This window comes from Avibacterium endocarditidis, assembly GCF_965138825.1.
GTDB classification, from domain to species: Bacteria; Pseudomonadota; Gammaproteobacteria; order Enterobacterales; family Pasteurellaceae; genus Avibacterium; species Avibacterium endocarditidis.
Genome location: NZ_CBCSDH010000001.1, coordinates 72,089 through 89,258, shown reverse-complemented (window position 1 = coordinate 89,258; position 17,170 = coordinate 72,089). Strand labels below are relative to the sequence as shown.

14 protein-coding genes and 1 tRNA gene are annotated in these 17,170 nt (G+C 41.7%); 7 read left to right on the top strand and 8 right to left on the bottom strand.

Annotated features, from left to right (window positions below; genetic code table 11):
• Positions 1-18 precede the first annotated feature (18 nt).
• Positions 19-1,998 carry an exoribonuclease II gene (gene rnb, locus ACNAV8_RS00445; RefSeq protein WP_103855776.1) on the top strand — a complete coding sequence of 660 codons (1,980 nt, stop codon included), beginning with the start codon at positions 19-21 and terminating at the stop codon, positions 1,996-1,998.
• A gap of 78 nt (positions 1,999-2,076) precedes the next feature.
• On the opposite strand, the gene ACNAV8_RS00440 is transcribed toward rnb, so the two are convergent.
• Both ACNAV8_RS00440 and epmA read right to left on the bottom strand, forming a co-directional pair.
• The gene (locus ACNAV8_RS00440) at positions 2,077-3,168 is read right to left on the bottom strand and encodes a porin (RefSeq protein WP_415777012.1); all 1,092 of its coding nucleotides are present in this window, start codon (positions 3,166-3,168) and stop codon (positions 2,077-2,079) included.
• Between the two features lie 466 nt (positions 3,169-3,634).
• Positions 3,635-4,606 (bottom strand): elongation factor P--(R)-beta-lysine ligase, encoded by a 972-nt coding sequence (gene epmA / locus ACNAV8_RS00435; RefSeq protein ID WP_103855775.1) that lies wholly within the window; start codon positions 4,604-4,606, stop codon positions 3,635-3,637.
• 293 nt (positions 4,607-4,899) lie between these two features.
• On the opposite strand from epmA, the gene frdA reads away from it, so the two are divergent.
• From frdA to frdD, 4 genes are read left to right on the top strand one after another with little or no spacing between them, the layout of a single operon-like run.
• A complete protein-coding gene (gene frdA, locus ACNAV8_RS00430) occupies positions 4,900-6,699 on the top strand; it encodes a fumarate reductase (quinol) flavoprotein subunit (RefSeq protein ID WP_103855774.1) in 1,800 nt (599 codons plus the stop codon).
• Positions 6,692-7,462, top strand: coding sequence for a succinate dehydrogenase/fumarate reductase iron-sulfur subunit (locus ACNAV8_RS00425; RefSeq protein ID WP_103855773.1), 771 nt, complete (start codon positions 6,692-6,694; stop codon positions 7,460-7,462). Before frdA ends, ACNAV8_RS00425 begins: the two co-directional genes overlap by 8 nt.
• A 12-nt stretch (positions 7,463-7,474) precedes the next feature.
• On the top strand, positions 7,475-7,870 hold the full coding sequence (gene frdC, locus ACNAV8_RS00420; RefSeq protein ID WP_103855772.1) for a fumarate reductase subunit FrdC: 396 nt from the start codon (positions 7,475-7,477) through the stop codon (positions 7,868-7,870).
• 11 nt (positions 7,871-7,881) lie between these two features.
• Positions 7,882-8,226 carry a fumarate reductase subunit FrdD gene (gene frdD / locus ACNAV8_RS00415; protein WP_103853252.1) on the top strand — a complete coding sequence of 115 codons (345 nt, stop codon included), beginning with the start codon at positions 7,882-7,884 and terminating at the stop codon, positions 8,224-8,226.
• Between the two features lie 100 nt (positions 8,227-8,326).
• Here frdD and rlmKL read toward each other — a convergent pair whose 3' ends face one another.
• The 4 genes from rlmKL to mltA form a co-directional block, all read right to left on the bottom strand.
• Positions 8,327-10,471, bottom strand: coding sequence for a bifunctional 23S rRNA (guanine(2069)-N(7))-methyltransferase RlmK/23S rRNA (guanine(2445)-N(2))-methyltransferase RlmL (rlmKL, locus tag ACNAV8_RS00410; RefSeq protein WP_415777011.1), 2,145 nt, complete (start codon positions 10,469-10,471; stop codon positions 8,327-8,329).
• 132 nt (positions 10,472-10,603) lie between these two features.
• Entirely contained in the window at positions 10,604-11,629 is a 1,026-nt protein-coding gene (znuA, locus tag ACNAV8_RS00405; RefSeq protein ID WP_103855510.1) for a zinc ABC transporter substrate-binding protein ZnuA, read from the bottom strand.
• Positions 11,630-11,730: 101 nt separating this feature from the next.
• Positions 11,731-12,504: a tRNA cyclic N6-threonylcarbamoyladenosine(37) synthase TcdA gene (tcdA, locus tag ACNAV8_RS00400; RefSeq protein WP_181022031.1), complete on the bottom strand. Its 774-nt coding sequence runs from the start codon at positions 12,502-12,504 to the stop codon at positions 11,731-11,733.
• Positions 12,504-13,622 carry a murein transglycosylase A gene (gene mltA, locus ACNAV8_RS00395; protein ID WP_415777010.1) on the bottom strand — a complete coding sequence of 373 codons (1,119 nt, stop codon included), beginning with the start codon at positions 13,620-13,622 and terminating at the stop codon, positions 12,504-12,506. Before mltA ends, tcdA begins: the two co-directional genes overlap by 1 nt.
• Before the next feature lie 236 nt (positions 13,623-13,858).
• Here mltA and ACNAV8_RS00390 point away from each other — a divergent pair.
• Positions 13,859-13,935, top strand: a tRNA-Met gene (locus tag ACNAV8_RS00390).
• Positions 13,936-14,064: 129 nt separating this feature from the next.
• Here the strand turns inward: ACNAV8_RS00390 and ACNAV8_RS00385 are convergent.
• Both ACNAV8_RS00385 and mpl read right to left on the bottom strand, forming a co-directional pair.
• The gene (locus ACNAV8_RS00385; protein ID WP_103853257.1) at positions 14,065-14,274 is read right to left on the bottom strand and encodes a cold-shock protein; all 210 of its coding nucleotides are present in this window, start codon (positions 14,272-14,274) and stop codon (positions 14,065-14,067) included.
• 180 nt (positions 14,275-14,454) lie between these two features.
• Positions 14,455-15,819 (bottom strand): UDP-N-acetylmuramate:L-alanyl-gamma-D-glutamyl-meso-diaminopimelate ligase, encoded by a 1,365-nt coding sequence (mpl, locus tag ACNAV8_RS00380; RefSeq protein ID WP_103855512.1) that lies wholly within the window; start codon positions 15,817-15,819, stop codon positions 14,455-14,457.
• 148 nt (positions 15,820-15,967) lie between these two features.
• Between mpl and fbp the strand changes: the two genes are divergently transcribed.
• The gene (fbp, locus tag ACNAV8_RS00375; RefSeq protein WP_103855513.1) at positions 15,968-16,969 is read left to right on the top strand and encodes a class 1 fructose-bisphosphatase; all 1,002 of its coding nucleotides are present in this window, start codon (positions 15,968-15,970) and stop codon (positions 16,967-16,969) included.
• Positions 16,970-17,170 lie beyond the last annotated feature (201 nt).

The following is a 17,170-nucleotide window of genomic DNA, read 5'->3' as shown; positions in this document are numbered from 1 at the left end:
TATTAAGAAAAAATAATTATGTTTCAAAATAACCCCTTACTTTCCCAATTAAAACAGCAAATTCGTGATAGCAAACCTGTGGTTGAAGGCGTGGTGCGCGGTTCAGACAAGGCATTCGGCTTTTTAGAAACAGAGAAAAAAAGCTATTTCATTCCCCCTGCTGCAATGAAAAAAGTGATGCACGGCGATAAAATCAAAGCGCGCATTGAAACCATTGGCGATAAAGAACAAGCCGAACCAGAAGAATTGCTCGAGCCAATGCTAACCCGTTTTATCGCCAAAGTGCGGTTCAATAAAGACAAAAAATTGCAAGTGTTGGTGGATCACCCACAGATCAATCAACCCATTGGCGCAAATAAAGCCAAAGCGGTAACGGAAGATCTGCAAGAAGGCGATTGGGTGGTGGCAGAATTAAAAACGCACCCACTGCGTGATGATCGCTTTTTGTTCGCTCAAATCACACAGTTCATTTGCCAAAAAGACGATGAATTTGCCCCTTGGTGGGTAACCCTCGCGCGCCATCAACAATCGCGCTACCCTGTTCAAGGGCAAGAAAGCTACACAATGCTCGATCAACAAACTCGTGAAGATTTGACCGCACTTCATTTCGTGACTATCGACAGCGAAAGCACGCAAGATATGGACGATGCGCTTTATATCGAAACCTTGGAAGAAAATGGCCAAGCCGTAGGCTGGACATTAGTGGTGGCAATTGCCGATCCAACCGCTTACATTGATGAAAATTCACTGATTGAACAAGAAGCCAAGCAGCGTTGTTTCACCAATTATCTACCAGGTTTCAACATTCCAATGTTACCGCGTGAGCTTTCTGATGAGCTTTGTTCCCTAATGGAAAATGAAATGCGCCCAGCGTTGGTTTGCACCATTGAAATTGATCAACAAGGCAATATTCGTAACAACCCCGTTTTCCAATCCGCCAATGTACAATCTAAGGCGAAGTTGGCGTACAACAAGGTTTCAGATTATTTAGAACAACAAGAAAATGCGTGGCAACCAGAAGATCCTGCTACAAAAAATCAAATTGATTTGCTACACCAATTTACCCTTGCGCGTATTCAATGGCGCAAAACCCACTCTTTATTATTTAAAGAAAAACCGGATTACAGCTTTAAATTAGCGGAAAACGGCAAAGTAGCGGAAATTGTGGCAGAATATCGCCGCATTGCGAACCAAATCGTGGAAGAATCAATGATTTTAGCCAATATTTGTGCAGCACAATATCTCAATGAAACGGCACAATGTGGCATTTTCAACACGCACAGCGGTTTTGATCAAAAAAATCTTGCGGCTGCACAGCAATTTCTTCTTTCACAATTAGCCAATGAAGAAAATGAAGCGGAACTTAAAGATCGCTATTCTAGCGAAAACTTGGCCACTCTCGAAGGTTACTGCCGTATGCGTCACGATATTGAACCCATTGAAGGGGATTATCTTGAACTGCGCCTGCGCCGCTATCTCACTTTTGCCGAATTTAAAGCGGATCTTGCCCCGCACTTTGGTTTAGGGTTGCAAGGCTACGCCACTTGGACATCACCAATCCGTAAATATTCGGATATGGTCAATCACCGTTTAATCAAAGCCAGCCTGACTACTCAGGAATATCACAGACCAGCAGACGATGTGCTGCAACGCTTACAAGAAGCACGCCGTCAAAACCGTTTAATTGAACGAGATATTGCCGACTGGCTATACTGCCGTTATTTAGCCGACAAAGTGGAAAGTAACGCTCAATTTGACGCAGAAATCCAAGATGTTATGCGTGGTGGCTTGCGTGTATTATTGTTAGAAAACGGTGCGTCAATGTTTATCCCTGCTTCCACCATTCACAATAACAAGGAAGAAATGCAGGTAAACCCAGACGAAATCGCCCTTTATATCAAAGGCGAGAAAGCCTATAAAATCGGTGATAAAATCCAAGTGCTACTCACAGAAGTGAAAGAGGAAACACGAAGTATTATCGGACAAGTTTTGGTTTAGGCTATTTTACTACAATGAGCCACCATAATTAATTATAGTGGCTCGTTCTTATAATTGGTTTAAATCAAAGCATTAACATTAGAATAGGAAGCGTGCTCCCAATGCAACACGGTGATTTGCTTTTCCATCTTTGTTAAGTACTTTACCACCTTGTTTAACTTTACCTTTACCACCTTCAAGATACACAACAAAGTTTTTATTAAAGCGATGATCTACACCAAGCATCCAGCCACGCATTTTCAATGAGTCGGCTGTTGGAGCAGCTTTTTTACCTGTTGCGAAATAATATTCCCCATAAACTGCATTTTGCGGAGTTGCCATTACTTTTAAGCCAACTAAGAAACGGTTGTTTTTATGTAATGTTGCTTTATAACCCGCTACTTTTTGGAAGCCAATATTACCGCTTTCTACCCCCGTTTTAGACACTTTACCAAATGCCCAGTCAAAACCTAATGTGATGAGTTTGTCGTAAGTGATATCAAAGCCTACACCACCACGTTTAAGTTTAAATTCTTTTGCTTCTGTACCATCTTCTGATTGCGTTACTGATGAATAACCTGAGCCAAAACGTACAGCGACATCACCAAAAGTATTATCATAGAAGAAGCCTACACCGTAGCCTTGACCTTCGTCCCAGCCAGTTGTACCACTTGAGGTTTGATTTGCTTTATTCGCTTGCCCAAAATAATAATCTGCGGCAAAACGGAAACCTGCAAATTTATTTGACATAAATGTTGCTGCTTTTTTATGACCATCAAAGAAAATGTTACCGCCGCCATCATAAGTATAATTTGCTTTAGGAATATGATCGCCTAAGTTTAATTGACGGCCAAAGGTTAATGTACCCACATCTTTTTGGCTTACCCCAGCAAATAGACGATGAGTTCTGAGATTTCCACCAATAGCGCTGGCAGAACCGTTACCATGAGAGAAACGTAATTCTGCTCCACCAAACACTTTAAATCCTGCACCAACATCTTGATATGCTCTTACGCGTACACGAGAGCCAATGTCGCGCAAATCATTTCGTTGCTCTGAATCATTACGCAATTCAAAGTGCATACGTCCATCTAAATCAACTTTTGTGCCTTCTTTTTCATAGATTACGGTGGCATTTGCGGTGGCTGAAATCATTGCTGTTACAGCTAATGCGATAAGTGTCTTTTTCATAATGAACTTCCTTTGTTTAAGGCCTTATTATGCTCGACAGAATAAAGCTTGAATTTCCATCAACCTGATATTAGTTAACCAAAATAATTTCGGTTGGAAATAATATAGGTAGGTTATTTTTTTCTGTCAAAAATAGGAAACTTTTTCCAATTTAAAGAAACACTATTAAAAACAATATGTTATAAAAGATAGAGTTTCTCCCTAATGAAGTAAAAATGTGATCTAAAAATAGATTTCAACTTGAATGCTCCAGAAAGGAAAGATAGTTAAATTCTATAACCATATGAAAAATAATGTTTTTTTGATTACTTCAAATGAGAAATGAAAGAATAGCTCCATAAAATAAAATTATTTGAATATTTTCTTCAAATATGAGAGAAAGATCACAATTTGAAAGAAAAACCACCGCACTTCAGTTTTTATCTGAAACTAAAGTGCGGTGGTTTTTCACGCGTTTTTTGAGTGTCTATGCGTTTTCTATATTAAATGAAATAACCTCGCTGATATTTTCAGCGCCTAGTGCAATCATAATTAACCGATCCACGCCTAGGGCCACGCCTGCACAATTTGGCACGCCAACTTGAAGTGCGGCAAGGAATCGTTCGTCAAGCTGGCGAGTTGGTAAACCGAGCTTTTCACGTTGGCGATTATCTTGCTCGAAGCGGTGGCGTTGTTCATTTGCATCGGTGAGTTCATTAAAACCGTTCGCCAGCTCAATGCCTTTATAATAAAACTCAAAACGCTCCGCCACGCGATGATCTTCCGAGCTAATTTGTGCTAATGCCGCTTGGGTTGCAGGGAAATGATAAATAGCGACGGGGCGTTCTTGCCCGATTTTCGGTTCAACCACAGAGCTGAATAAAAATTGCAGCAAGGTATCTCTGTCTTCATTTTCCGCTTGTTCCAGATGATGATCTTTCGCTTTGGCAATTAACTCTTCGCGAGAAGCAGAAAGCGGATTAAGCCCGACATATTCTTGGAACGCAAATTGATAGCTCATACTTTCTGCGGGTTCGCAATCCAGAATTTGTTGTAGCAGATCATCAACTTCGTTAATCAGGCGATACATATCAAAATGTGGACGATACCATTCCAACATTGTGAACTCGGGATTATGTTTTCTGCCCGACTCTTCATTACGGAACACTTTGCAAAGCTGAAAAATCGCACCACTGCCAGCGGCAAGTAGGCGTTTCATTGGATATTCTGGGCTAGTAGAAAGCCATAGGGTTTTCGATTGATGCTTGAAAGGGGAAGTAAATTCTGTGCTAAAAGTGGCAAGATGCACATCTGTTACCCCAAATTCACTCAAAATTGGGGTTTCTACTTCTAATAAACCGCGATCAGTAAAAAAGCGGCGAATTTCTGCCATAATTTTGGCACGGGCTAATAAATTTTGAATACTGGCCGTTGGTCGCCATTGTTCATTTTCTGTCATAATTTGTCTGAGCCATTTTGTGAAAAAAGTGCGGTTATTTTACCTGAAATATTTCAACACAATGAAAGGTTTTTACGCAATCGCTTCATTCTAAAAGAGAAAAGTTCTCATTAAGGCTAAAATATTCACTAACTTTTTTGAGTTAGATCACACTTTGAAACTTTGCTCCCTTTTTTTGCTAAAAAAGTCTGATTTCTTTTATAAAAGCGTGGCAAAATAGATATACCCTAATAAATTTCAAACGATTTGAAATTTTTCTTAGACATTTCATCTACTTTATATTGGAGGAAATCGTGCAAACTGTTAATGTCGATATTGCAATTGTTGGCGCTGGTGGCGGTGGTTTACGAGCGGCAATTGCAGCAGCACAGGCAAATCCAAACCTTAAAATTGCCTTAGTTTCAAAAGTTTACCCTATGCGTAGCCATACTGTGGCTGCAGAAGGAGGCGCCGCTGCAGTAATCAAGGAAGAAGACTCTTATGATAAACATTTCCACGATACCGTAGCTGGGGGCGATTGGTTATGTGAGCAAGACGTGGTGGAATACTTTGTAGAACATTCCCCTGTTGAGATGACGCAATTAGAACGCTGGGGCTGCCCTTGGAGCCGTAAACAAGACGGTGATGTAAATGTGCGTCGTTTCGGTGGTATGAAAATCGAACGTACTTGGTTCGCCGCCGATAAAACAGGCTTCCATTTGTTACATACTCTTTTCCAAACTTCAATGCAATTCCCGCAAATTCAACGTTTTGATGAGCATTTCGTGTTAGATATTCTTGTTGATGATGGCCACGCTCGTGGTATGGTGGCAATGAATATGATGGAAGGCACATTGGTGCAAATCAATGCCAATGCGGTGATTATCGCAACCGGTGGTGGTTGTCGTGCATTCCGTTTCAATACAAACGGCGGTATTGTAACCGGTGATGGTTTATCAATGGCGTATCGCCACGGTGTGCCATTGCGTGATATGGAATTCGTACAATATCACCCAACTGGTTTACCAAATACCGGGATTTTGATGACTGAGGGTTGTCGTGGTGAAGGTGGTATTTTGGTCAATAAAGACGGTTACCGCTATTTACAAGATTATGGTCTAGGCCCTGAAACGCCAATCGGTAAACCTGAAAATAAATATATGGAATTAGGCCCGCGTGATAAAGTGTCGCAAGCGTTCTGGCAAGAATGGCGTAAAGGCAACACCTTAAAAACCGCAAAAGGCGTGGACGTGGTCCACCTTGATTTACGTCATTTAGGTGAAAAATATTTGCACGAACGTTTACCATTTATTTGTGAACTTGCTAACGCTTATGAGGGTGTTGATCCTGCCAAAGCACCAATTCCTGTGCGCCCTGTTGTGCATTACACAATGGGTGGTATTGAAGTGGACTTCAACAGCGAAACCCGTATTAAAGGTTTATTTGCTGTGGGTGAATGTGCTTCATCAGGCTTGCACGGTGCGAACCGTTTAGGCTCTAACTCACTTGCCGAATTAGTTGTGTTAGGCCGTGTTGCCGGTGAATATGCAGCAAAACGAGCTACTGAAGCCGCACCTGCCAACCAAACAGCGGTAGATGCACAAGCGCGCGATGTAATCCAACGTTTAGAAGATTTATATAACCAAGACGGTACTGAATCTTGGTCACAAATCCGTGATGAAATGGGCGATTCAATGGAAGAAGGTTGTGGTATTTATCGTACACAAGAAAGTATGCAACAAACCGTTGATAAAATTGCTGAACTAAAAGAACGTTATAAACGCATTCGCATTGCTGATCGCTCAAGCGTGTTCAACACCAATGTACTTTATACCGTGGAATTGGGTTACATTTTAGATGTAGCACAATCTATTGCGAATTCAGCCATTGAGCGTAAAGAATCTCGTGGTGCTCACCAACGCTTAGACTACACAGAACGTGATGATGTGAATTACTTAAAACACACTTTGGCTTTCTACAATGCTGACGGTATGCCTCGCATTGAATATAGCCCAGTGAAAATCACAAAATCTCAACCTGCAAAACGTGTTTATGGTGCGGAAGCTGAAGCACAAGAAGCGGCAGCGAAAGCTAAGGAGCAAACAAATGGCTAATCAAACAATGATGAATATTGAGGTTCTGCGTTATAACCCTGAAGTAGATAAAGAACCTTATTTAAGAACTTACCAAGTGCCTTATGATAGCCAAACCTCATTGTTAGATGCACTTGGTTATATTAAAGATAAACTTGAACCTGAATTGTCTTACCGCTGGTCTTGTCGTATGGCAATTTGTGGCTCTTGCGGAATGATGGTGAATAACAAGCCAAAACTCGCTTGCAAAACATTCTTGCGTGATTACAGCGGGCATATGCGTATTGAACCATTGGCTAACTTCCCAATTGAGCGCGATTTGGTGGTGGATCTCAGCCACTTTATTGAAAGTTTAGAAAGCATTAAACCTTACATTATCGGTAATGAAGCCCCACCGCTGGACGGCAAACCGCACCCATCGGCGGAATTAGCGAAAAGTCGCACCAAACAAACCCCAGCACAGCTAGAGAAATATCGTCAATTCTCAATGTGCATTAACTGTGGTTTATGCTATGCAGCTTGCCCACAATTCGGCTTAAATCCAGGATTTGTCGGCCCTGCTGCAATTACATTGGCGCATCGCTATAACCTTGATAATCGTGATCACGGTAAAGCTGAACGAATGAAAATTCTTAACGGCGATAACGGGGTGTGGAGCTGTACATTCGTGGGTTACTGTTCTGAAGTGTGTCCAAAACACGTTAATCCAGCCTCCGCAGTGAACCAAGGCAAAATCGAAAGTGCGAAAGACTACGTTTTTGCAATGTTAAAACCGCAAAACTAAAGGAGAAGTAAAATGACAACAGTAACCGCAAGCAAACGCAAAAAATATGTGCGTGAAGTGAAACCAACTTGGTGGAAAAAGTTAGATTTTTACAAATTCTATGTATTGCGTGAAAGCACAGCCGTTCCAACCCTATGGTTTTGTTTAGAGCTATTTTACGGCTTAATTTGCCTAGGCAATGGCACATTCGCCACAAACTTTGTTCATTTCTTGCAAAACCCAATCGTGGTGATTTTAAACATCATCACCCTTGGTGCAGTATTATTAAATAGCTACACGTTCTTTAATATGGCACCACAAATGGCTAATATTATTGTGAAAAATGAACGCCTAGATGCCAAATTGATCTCTCGTGTATTCTGGGGGATCACCGCTTTCGTTAGCATTATTACCTTAATTCTCGTATAGGAAATAAGAATATGAATAAACAAAATCCAAAACGTTCGAATGAGCCTGTTGTATGGTTATTATTTGGTGCGGGCGGTGCAATCAGTGCCGTATTCTTCCCTGTTCTTGTGCTGATTTTAGGCTTTTTACTTCCATTTGGATTGGTTTCGCCAGACAATATCATCGCATTTGCAGGCACTTGGATAGGAAAATTAGCACTCCTTGCATTACTAATCTTCCCTGCTTGGTGTGGCATTCACCGTGTTCACCTAGGTTTGCACGATTTTAAAGTACATATTCCAGCCGCAGGCGTGATTTTCTACGGACTCGCTACGCTATTTTCAATCTTAACCATTTTTGCCGTATGGCACATTTAAGATAAACGCGAAAATAAAAAACCTTTTCGTAAGAAAAGGTTTTTTTATCTTTCAATCTAAGAATTGTTTAACTTTAAAGTGCGGTACAAAAATCCAAAATTTATTTGATGAACCTTACTAACCAACAATTATGAATATGCTTATTACGTTCAAAATCTAGTGGCAAGGTTTTGGCTGAAATTTCTACCGCACTTAGGCCGAGATTAGCGATGCCGTCAAAATCCATTTTGAATTTTTGTTTATTGTTGGAAAACACAATTGTGCCGTTTGGGCGTAAAATGCGTTTTAAGTGGGTGAATAATTGAATGTGATCGCGCTGTACGTCCCAGCTGTTTTCCATTCGTTTAGAATTAGAGAACGTAGGGGGATCAACGAAAATCAAATCGAATTGGCGGTCGCATTTTTCTAGCCATTGTAGGCAATCGCTTTGGATCAATTTATGCTGTTTACCTTCGATGTCATTTAAAATTAAATTTTGTTCTGCCCAGTTGAGATAAGTGTTCGACATATCCACGGTGGTGGTGGATTTTGCGCCACCTAGCGCAGCGTGAACGGTGGCAGAGCCAGTGTAAGCAAACAAATTCAGGAAATCTTTGCCTTGTGCCATTTCACCCAGCATTTTGCGGGTTAAGCGGTGATCCAAAAATAGCCCCGTGTCCAGATAATCCGTTAAATTCACCCAAAGTTTCGCGCCATATTCTTCCACATAGAAATAATCGCCTTTGTTGGCCAATTTTTCATATTGGTTTGTGCCTTTTTGTTTTTGGCGAACTTTTAGCACCAATTTATTGGTTTCCACGCCCGTAACGGCAAGGGTGGCGGTTACCGCATCAAGCAAACGCTGACGGGCTTTGTTTTCATCAATATTTTTTGGCGCGGCGTATTCTTGCACTACAATATGATCTAAATAGCGATCCACCGCCACGTTATATTCAGGCAGATCAGCATCATAAAGGCGGTACGCATTAATGCCTTGCTGTTTTGCCCATTTTTCGATTTTCTTGCTATTTTTCTGCAAGCGGTTAGCGAAATCTTGCGCAACGGGCGGATTTTCTGCGGAAGAAATTTGCGAATTTTGTACCGCACTTTCAATTTGTGCGTGCTTGTTTTCAGCGATCTGATAATTTTTTTGTACGCAATCTAACGGCCCATTTTTCGCTTTAAATTGGCGGTGCGAACGCAATCGCAGGCAGTCTAACAACGCAGGTTCACCACCGAAAATAGACGCATTCCAACCACCGAATTGCTGTTTTAAACGTTGCCCAAATACGGAATACAGGGCAATGAGCGCAGGGGTTGTGCCTAAGCGTTCGCCATAAGGCGGATTACAAATTAGCGTGCCTTTCTCGCTGGCTGGATTTTTCAACGCTGCCACATCGCCTTGTTTCCACTGAATTAAATGGGCAACACCAGCATTTTTCGCGTTGCGTTGCGCTTTTTGTAACACGCGGTGATCTAAATCAAACCCATAAAAATGGGCTTGAGCCTGCTGTGAGCCTTGTTCGGCAAGGGCGATGGCTTGGTCTTTCACTTTTTGCCAAGCCTGCGGATTATGCCCTTTCCAGAAATCAAATCCCCAACGTAAGCGGTGCAACTGCGGTGCAATTTTTGCTTCCATTTGTGCTGCTTCAATCAACAATGTGCCTGAACCACACATTGGATCAACCAGCGGCGTGCCTTGTTGCCAGCCTGAACGCAGCACAATGGCCGCCGCCAAGGTTTCACGCAATGGCGCAGCACCTGTGTCTTCACGGTAGCCACGCAAATGCAAGGCATCGCCACTTAAATCAAGGGAAAGAATGAAATCATCACGGTTTAAATAGGCGTGAATGCGAATATCAGGATTGTCTTTATCCACGCTCGGGCGCGCTTTGCCTTGACGCTCAAAATAATCCACAATGCCATCTTTCACTCGCATTGCCCCAAATTGAGTATGGCGAATTTCACGGTTTGTGCCGTTAAAATCCACCACAAATTGGCAGCGTTCGTCAAAAATATCCAGCCAATTTTGCCCGATGACGGTAGAGTAAAGATCCAAATCGCTATAAATTTTGCTTTGTGCCAAAGGCAGTAAAATGCGCGAGCTGAGCCTTGACCACAACAGCGTGCGGTAAAGGGTTTCTTCATCGGCTAAATAATGTACGCCCCCTTGCGCAATTTGACATTCTTGTGCGCCAAGCTCGCTGAGTTCGGTTTTTAATAATTCTTCAAAGCCACGGGAAGTGGTGGCAAATAATTTTTTCATTGGCATCTCTTATGCTTCATCAAAAAGAATGGCGGGATTATAACAGAGCCGTAAAGAGCGGTCGATTTTAATTCGATTTTTAGGCAAAAGAAAGAGCGAACAGTTAATGTTCGCTCTAAACACAAAATACTATTATTTCAAGCAGTTATAATAACTGTCCGCGGTATATTGTAGAAAGTTGGCGTAAGAATCTTTACCTAAGGCAACGGCATCGCCCATTGGGTCTAAACGCCCTACTTTTACGCCAGTGGATTTATGCAAGGTTTCGATCACTTTTGGGGTGAATTGTGGCTCGGCAAATAAGCAACCGACTTTATGCTCTTCGATTTCTTCTTTGATATGGGCCAATTTTTTCGCACCTGGGGCAACCAATGGGTTGATAGTAAACGCACCCACTTGGTTTAATCCGTAAGCCTCGTTGAAATAGGTATAGGCATCGTGGAATACATAGAAGCCTTTTTTCTGCACTGGAGCGAGCTGTTGCTTGATTTTCTCATTTTGTGCGTTCAAAGAGCGGTTAAATTCGGCTAAGTTTTTTTCAATCAGCGCTTTTTTCGCAGGGAATTGTTGAGTGAGCTTATCTGCCACCGCTTCAGCCACCACTTGGCTAATGCGTGGTGAATACCAAACGTGCCAGTTGGTTTCTAATTCATCGTGATCGTGGTCGTGAGCGTCATCTGTTCCATGATTGTGCTGATGCTCGTGAGCCTCTGATTTTCCGTGATCGTGATGATGCTCGTGGTCGTGGTCGTGATCTTCACCATCGTGATGGTGATGGTCGTGATCGTGGTGATGATGTTCGCCTTTGGCTAGCATATCAGGTGTGATGCCTGCCAATTTCGCGATCGTAACCACTTTGCTTGCGTCCACATTTTTTTGTAATGACGAGGCAAGAAACGCGTCCGCGTCTTCACCGACCCATAGTACCAAATCCGCCGATTTCAATTTTTGCACATCGGAAGGTTTCAGATTATAGTCGTGTGGCGAAGCCCCCGCTGGCACAAGCACTTGCGTGTCCGTAACCCCGTCCGCGATGGAGGAGGCAATAAAACCAAGGGGTTTTATGGAGCTAACCACGCTCGCACTTGCCAAAGTAGAAAAAGAAAACACCGCTGCCGCGACAGCACTGTGCTTAAATAAACGATTTAAGGTTGTCATAAACGCTCCCATTTTTAAGAATGATTCTCAGAAATTGTCGGCTTAGCTTAGATCGTTTTGCAAAAAATTGCTATCTTTTTTTTTATTAAAAAATAAGAAGACTAGGTGGTTGTCATTAATAATTTTTCGATTACGCGGGAAACGGCGAAGAAGCCAAAGGTTGCGGTGATCATTGTCGCCGCACCAAAACCATTGGCACAATTCATCGTAGCAGACACCTGGCAATTTTCGCTCATTTGAGGAAAAATCAGCGGTTGCGTTGAAAACACGCAATCCACCCCAAATTTTCGCTTTGGATTTTGGCTAAAATGAAAATCCTTGCGTAAAATTGACCGCACTTTTGCGGCGAGGGGATCTTGAATGGTGCGGCTCAAATCAGCAATTTGAATTTGACTTGGATCGGTTTGACCGCCCGCCCCGCCCACGGTGATAACCTTTATCTTGTTGCGTTTGCAATAGGCAATCAGCGCAGCTTTGGTTTTGACGCTATCAATGGCATCAATCACATAATCATAGCCACGATTGAGGTAATCCGCTAAATTTTCGCTGGAAAGAAAGTCATCAATAATATGCACCTTGCAATCAGGATTGATCAATGCAACACGTTCTGCCATCACTTCCGTTTTCAGCTTGCCCACATTGCCAGAAATGGCGTGGATTTGGCGATTAATATTGGTAACGCAAATATCGTCCATATCAATCATTGTGATCTCACCAATGCCAGAGCGAGCAAGGGCTTCCACCGCCCAAGATCCCACGCCACCAATGCCGATCACGCAAATGTGCGCTTGGCGTAAACGTTGCAAGGCAGCAGGGCTGTAAAGTCGCCCAATGCCACCAAAGCGCTGTTCATAATTATCAATACGCGCTGTCATTATTGTAATAACCACACACGTCCGTAATGTTTGGATAAGCCTGCGATATGGCCTGCTTCATCACCGATCCCGCGATATAAATCAAAGTGATGGCCTTTTACCGCGCCGCCCACATCTAAGGCAATCATCAAATGCAATTTGTGTTCGCCAGTCCAGTTACCTTTACGGTCAATTTGTGGCACTTCCACTAACACCACCGAGCCAGAAGGGATAAGTGAGCGATCGGAAGCAATCGATGCCATTGGCACGAGCGGCACGCCTGCCGAGCCTTTCACTTTGCCCGTTGGATCGTTTTTAAAATAGACATAAGATGGATTGCGTTCTAACAAGGCTTGCAAGCGTGAAGGGTTCGCCTTTGCCCAATCTTTAATGGCTTGGATAGACATTTTTTCTCTGGCAATTTCACCATCTTCCACCAATAAACGCCCAACCGCCACATAATCTAAGCCGTTTTGCCCTGCGTAGGCGAAATAGTTCAAGTCGCCGTTACCAAAATCTACATAGCCACTGCCTTGCACGCCAAGCAAGAAATTGTCGATCATTGAATCGCTGTAAGCTAGTTCTAAGCCTTTGCCACGCAATGCGCCGGCATAAATTTGCGCACGGCTCACGCGTTTTTGCGATGGGCTTGGCAATGCATAAATGGGCTGATTATATTTACCTTGTGGCGTACGGCGTGCGTGGATAACTGGAGAATAATAGCCCGTCATCAACACGTTTTGATAGCCATCTTGCCCTTTCATAATCATTGGCTGAATGCCGAAACTGGATAACTCATTGACGTTTGCTCCCGATAAAACCCAGTTAGTGATTTTGCCGTAGCTCACCGCAAATTTATTGGTTAAGCGTGAAGAATATTGACGTACATTAGAAAGTTGAGTTAAAAAATCCCCTTGATTTATCACCGCACTTCGATTTTCTACGCTGGAAACAGGCATTAAGAATTGTTGCTGATAGGTGCGTCCATCATATTTTGCACCGAAAATTTTGGTATCAGTAGTGGTATTTTTAACGCTCACTTTTTTGGTTGTTTTATGGGTTGAACTAGAGCAAGCAGAAAGCACCGCGATAGTTAAAAGTGCGGTGCAATTTTTGAAAAATTTTGCAGACATCGGCATTTGAAGTTCCTTAATAAAATCATTTGCAATCAAACGGCGTAAAATAACAAAAAACCGCTCAAAGTGATAGCAGTTTTTGCGTTCTTTTATTTTTTAGATCAAGAAAAGTGCGGTGGAAATTTTGTGCATTTTGCCTTGAAACTCAGCAAATTGCTGATTTTTCTATCAGTTAAACCATTTTTTTAGGATTAAGGCTTGCATTAAAAATAAAACGGCGTATAGTACGCCCCCACAGACGCGGGGTGGAGCAGCTTGGTAGCTCGTCGGGCTCATAACCCGAAGGTCGTTGGTTCAAATCCAGCCCCCGCAACCAGATTTTTAACCGCCGATTTTATCGGCGGTTTTTTATTTGTCTTTTTCCTTATTCTTCTGATCAAGATTATTTAGAATATTTTCCATAAAAAAACACCGCACTTTCGTTGCGGTGTTTTAGTAAAAAGAATTAAGCTAAAATCATTACGTTTTCTGCTTTTTTTCCTCTTTTATCATCAATAATATCAAACTCCACGGCTTGACCTTCTTTTAAGGTGCGGAATCCTTTAGATTGAATTGCTGAGAAATGTACAAACACTTCTTCTCCACCTTCTGATTGTAAAAAACCAAACCCTTTTGTTTCGTTAAACCATTTAACGGTTCCATTATTTTTAGACATTGTAAATCCTAAGTTAAATCTAATCTTAGATAACGCAATAATATTATGATGATAAAATAAAAAACTTTAAATATAGCCACAGATTATTGATTGTTATCTCTACTGCTTAAAAAGCAAAGCCATAGTAACAGCATATAGCTAAAATAGCACCTTTTATTTTCAATAAATCCCATTTATTTTTTAATTAGCTAATTTATCAAGTAATTTTTGATGAATACCACCAAAACTGCCATTTGACATCACTAAAATGTGGTCGCTTGGTTTGGCTTCTGCCACAATCATATCCACTAATTTATCTAAATTTGCTGTCCAGCTAGCAGGTTGAACGCATTGGTTTGCGATGTCCACCACATCCCACGGAATGTTGTCTGGCTGTAATAAAAAGATATGATCAGCACGCACTAGTGCAGGCGCTAGTTCATCTTTATGAACACCCATTTTCATTGTATTGGAACGGGGTTCTAACACCGCAAGAATTCGCACGCCACCGCCCACTTTATCGCGAAGTGCGGTTAAAGTTGCGAGAATTTCTGCAGGGTGATGGGCAAAATCATCATACACGCTAATGCCATTCACTTCGCCTTTTAACTCTAAACGACGTTTTGCATTAATGAAACTGCCTAAAGCGGCACAGGCATTTTCAATCGACACACCTGCGTGATACGCTGCAGCAATCGCCATTAATGCGTTGTGCATATTATGTTGTCCAACAATATTCCATTTCACTTCTGCCACTTTTTCGCCAAAATGATACACAGCAAACTCGGTGCAATCATTGGTGATGCGTTCGGCATACCATTCTTGTCCTTCTCCCAAGAATTGCTGTTCAGACCAACAGCCCATTTCTAAGGTTTCTTTTACACTTTGTTCATTGGCGAAAGATAAAATGCGTCCACTTGCAGGAATGGTGCGGATCATATGATGAAATTGGCGTTGGATCGCTTTGAGATCATCAAAAATATCCGCGTGATCAAAACCAATGTTATTGATAATCAAGGTTTTTGGATTGTAGTGAATGAATTTTGAGCGTTTATCAAAAAATGCGGTGTCATATTCATCAGCTTCAATGACAAAAAATGGGCTTTCACCTAAACGGGCTGATGTACCAAAATTGCCCGCGATGCCACCGATTAAAAAGCCGGGATTTAGTCCATTTTTCTCTAAAATCCAGCTGAGCATACCTGTTGTGGTGGTTTTCCCGTGCGTACCAGAAACCGCCAACACCCAGCGATCACGCAATAAGTTATCGTGCAACCACTGCGGTCCTGATGTATAAGGTAACCTATTCTCAAGCACATATTCCACGCAAGGATTGCCACGCTTCATTGCATTGCCAATTAACACTAAATCTGGCGCAGGCATAAGCTGAGCAGGATCATAATTCGGGATAATTTCAATTTGATTTTCCTGTAAAAAAGTACTCATTGGCGGATACACATTAACATCCGATCCCGTTACTTTATATCCCATCTGTTTGGCAATAATCGCCACACCACCCATAAACGTGCCGCAAATTCCAAGAATATGAATATGTTTTTGTGTCATTTTTTTATCTCTTATACAAAAAACGAAAATAAAATGTGCCTGAGATCACAAACTCAGTAGGAGATTATTTCTCTTGTTCAAAGGCTAGCTATAATAAATCAACTCTTTCAAACTGTACAATGTATTCATTCAAAAATAAGGATAAATTATGAAAACGTTAGGGCAATTTATTGTTGAAAAACAAGCGGAATATCCCAATGCAAAAGGCGAACTTTCAGGCATTCTTTCTTCTATTCGCTTAGTGGCGAAAGTAATCCACCGTGATATTAACAAAGCTGGGCTAACCAATAACATTATTGGTAACTCTGGCGTGGAGAATGTGCAAGGTGAAGAGCAAATGAAGTTAGATTTATTTGCTCACAACACAATGAAACAAGCCCTCATTGCACGCGAAGAAGTGGCAGGATTTGCTTCCGAAGAAGAAGAAAATTTTGTTGCCTTTGATACCGAACGCGGACGCAATGCGAAATATGTAATTTTAACCGATCCCTTAGACGGCTCATCAAATATTGATGTGAATGTTGCCGTTGGCACGATTTTTTCTATTTACCGCCGTGTTTCCCCTATCGGAACACCAGTAACCTTAGAAGATTTTTTGCAACCGGGGCATCGTCAAGTGGCAGCTGGTTATATTGTTTATGGTTCATCAACAATGTTGGTTTATACCACTGGTAATGGGGTGAATGGCTTTACTTACGATCCGTCTTTAGGAGTATTTTGCCTTTCACACGAAAATATTCAAATGCCAACATCGGGTAAAATTTATTCTATTAATGAAGGACAATATCTCAAATTCCCATTAGGGGTGAAAAAATACATTAAATACTGCCAAGAGGAAGACAAAGCTACTCAACGTCCTTATACATCGCGCTATATTGGCTCATTGGTTTCTGATTTCCACCGCAATTTATTGAAAGGTGGGATTTATATTTATCCAAGTGCTACAAACTATCCAAATGGCAAACTTCGCTTACTTTATGAAGGCAATCCAATAGCGTTTTTAGCCGAACAAGCAGGCGGACTTGCCACTGATGGCTATCAGCGAATTTTAGATATTCAACCAACGGAATTACACCAACGCTCACCGTTCTTTGTTGGTTCAAAAGAAATGGTAGAAAAAGCACAAGCGTTTATGCGTGAACTCAGCTAAGGAAAAATAAAGGCATAGTCTATGTTCTGCCCTCAAGAAATAACAGACTAAGGGCAGATCATAGATTCTTTTTTACGATAAAAATTCGTAAAAATTGCACCGCACTTAAAAATATCGCAATTTCTTTTTCATTCTACGAAATAAATGATCTCTTTTTGCGCAACTTCCGATAAAATAAATTTGCTAATTAACCAACTAGGA

Bases quoted from the DNA above. Each gene is read 5' to 3' on its own strand.
- mltA (WP_415777010.1), bottom strand. From the start codon at position 13,622: ATGCCGATGTCTGCAAAATTTTTCAAAAATTGCACCGCACTTTTAACT.
- rnb (WP_103855776.1), top strand. From the start codon at position 19: ATGTTTCAAAATAACCCCTTACTTTCCCAATTAAAACAGCAAATTCGT.
- ACNAV8_RS00425 (WP_103855773.1), top strand. From the start codon at position 6,692: ATGGCTAATCAAACAATGATGAATATTGAGGTTCTGCGTTATAACCCT.
- znuA (WP_103855510.1), bottom strand. From the start codon at position 11,629: ATGACAACCTTAAATCGTTTATTTAAGCACAGTGCTGTCGCGGCAGCG.
- epmA (WP_103855775.1), bottom strand. From the start codon at position 4,606: ATGACAGAAAATGAACAATGGCGACCAACGGCCAGTATTCAAAATTTA.
- frdD (WP_103853252.1), top strand. From the start codon at position 7,882: ATGAATAAACAAAATCCAAAACGTTCGAATGAGCCTGTTGTATGGTTA.
- tcdA (WP_181022031.1), bottom strand. From the start codon at position 12,504: ATGACAGCGCGTATTGATAATTATGAACAGCGCTTTGGTGGCATTGGG.
- frdC (WP_103855772.1), top strand. From the start codon at position 7,475: ATGACAACAGTAACCGCAAGCAAACGCAAAAAATATGTGCGTGAAGTG.
- fbp (WP_103855513.1), top strand. From the start codon at position 15,968: ATGAAAACGTTAGGGCAATTTATTGTTGAAAAACAAGCGGAATATCCC.
- mpl (WP_103855512.1), bottom strand. From the start codon at position 15,819: ATGACACAAAAACATATTCATATTCTTGGAATTTGCGGCACGTTTATG.
- ACNAV8_RS00385 (WP_103853257.1), bottom strand. From the start codon at position 14,274: ATGTCTAAAAATAATGGAACCGTTAAATGGTTTAACGAAACAAAAGGG.
- ACNAV8_RS00440 (WP_415777012.1), bottom strand. From the start codon at position 3,168: ATGAAAAAGACACTTATCGCATTAGCTGTAACAGCAATGATTTCAGCC.
- rlmKL (WP_415777011.1), bottom strand. From the start codon at position 10,471: ATGAAAAAATTATTTGCCACCACTTCCCGTGGCTTTGAAGAATTATTA.